Below are 1,391 nucleotides of genomic sequence, written 5' to 3'. Positions count from 1 at the left end.
GGGACTGCGTAGATTTCCGTGTTTGACCTGGGTGTGGTCCGTTGGACAGGACGTCGATCCTGTCCGGGAAGGACCACGTCATGGCAGACAAGAAGAACGCTGTTGAGCTTCCGCGGCCGTCGGCGGCGGAGGTGGAGTTCGCTCAGCAGTTGGTCGAGCGGGCCAAGGCCGACGGAGTGTCCCTCGTCGGGCCTGGTGGGCTCCTCGCCGGGATCACCCGCACCGTCCTCGAATCGGCCCTCGATGCGGAGCTGGACGCGCACCTCGACGAGGTCGGTGTCGATGAGACGACCGGCCGGCGGGCCAACGTGCGTAACGGGCACGGGGCGAAGACGGTGCAGACCGAGGTCGGGCCGGTGCGGATCCAGGTTCCTCGGGATCGGGCCGGGTCGTTCACGCCGCGGATCGTGCCCAAGCACGCCCGCAGGTTGGACGGGTTCAACGAGGCGATCCTGTCGCTGTACGCGAAAGGGTTGACGACCGGGGAGATCTCCGCGCATCTGGCCGATGTGTATGACGCCGACGTGTCCCGGGAGCTGATCAGCCGGGTCACCGACAGCGTCCTGGACGAGATGGAAGCCTGGCGGCAGCGGCCTCTCGACCGGATCTATCCGGTGGTGTTCATCGACGCTCTCGTGATGAAGATCCGCCAGGGACAGGTCGCGAACCGGCCCGTCTACGTCGTGGTCGGCATCAGCCTCGACGGAGAACGCGACGTGCTCGGCATGTGGGCCGGCACCGGCGGGGAAGGCGCCAAGCAGTGGGCCGGCTACCTCACCGAACTACGCAACCGGGGCGTCGAGGACGTGTTCATGGTCTGCTCCGACGGCCTCAAAGGCATGACCGACGCGATCGAGCAGGTCTGGCCGCAGGCGGTGCACCAGCAGTGCGTCGTCCACCTCGTGCGGGCATCGCTGCGTTACACGAACCGCAAGGACTGGCAGAAGATCACCCCGGCGTTGCGGGAGATCTATACCGCCCCCACCGTCGCGGCTGCCGAGGCCCGGTTCGAGGCGTTCGCCACGCAGTTCGGTGACCAGTACCCGGCCGTGATCCGGCTCTGGCGCACCTCCTGGCCGCAGTTCGTGCCGTTCCTGGACTACGACCACGAGGTCCGCAAGGTTCTCTACACCACCAACATCATCGAGAGCCTGAACGCCCGGTTCCGCCAAGCCGCCCGTCGGCGCGGGCACTTCCCGACCGAGCAGGCCGCGATGAAGGTCCTCTACCTCGTCGTCCAGCAGAAACGTAAGGGCGGCGGGAGCATCACCGGCCGGGTCTACGGTTGGGCCAAGGCCCTCAACGCCCTGATCCTCGCCTACGGCGACCGGATCGCCATCTAAGAATCTCGATCACACCACAGGCTCAAACACGGAAATCGACACACTCCC

Annotated in this window: 1 protein-coding gene; it reads left to right on the top strand. The window is 66.5% G+C overall.

Going from position 1 to position 1,391, the window contains the following annotated elements; translation table 11 throughout:
- The first annotated feature begins 80 nt into the window (after positions 1 to 80).
- Complete coding sequence (locus AB0B83_RS30125) at positions 81 to 1,343, top strand: IS256 family transposase (protein ID WP_357581011.1); 1,263 nt, start codon at positions 81 to 83, stop codon at positions 1,341 to 1,343.
- Positions 1,344 to 1,391: the final 48 nt, after the last annotated feature.

The sequence above is a fragment of the Micromonospora sp. NPDC049060 genome (genome assembly GCF_040649055.1).
Classification (GTDB): domain Bacteria; phylum Actinomycetota; class Actinomycetes; order Mycobacteriales; family Micromonosporaceae; genus Micromonospora; species Micromonospora reichwaldensis.
Note: the sequence above shows the minus strand (reverse complement) of the source record. Positions and strands in the feature narration are given on the sequence as shown.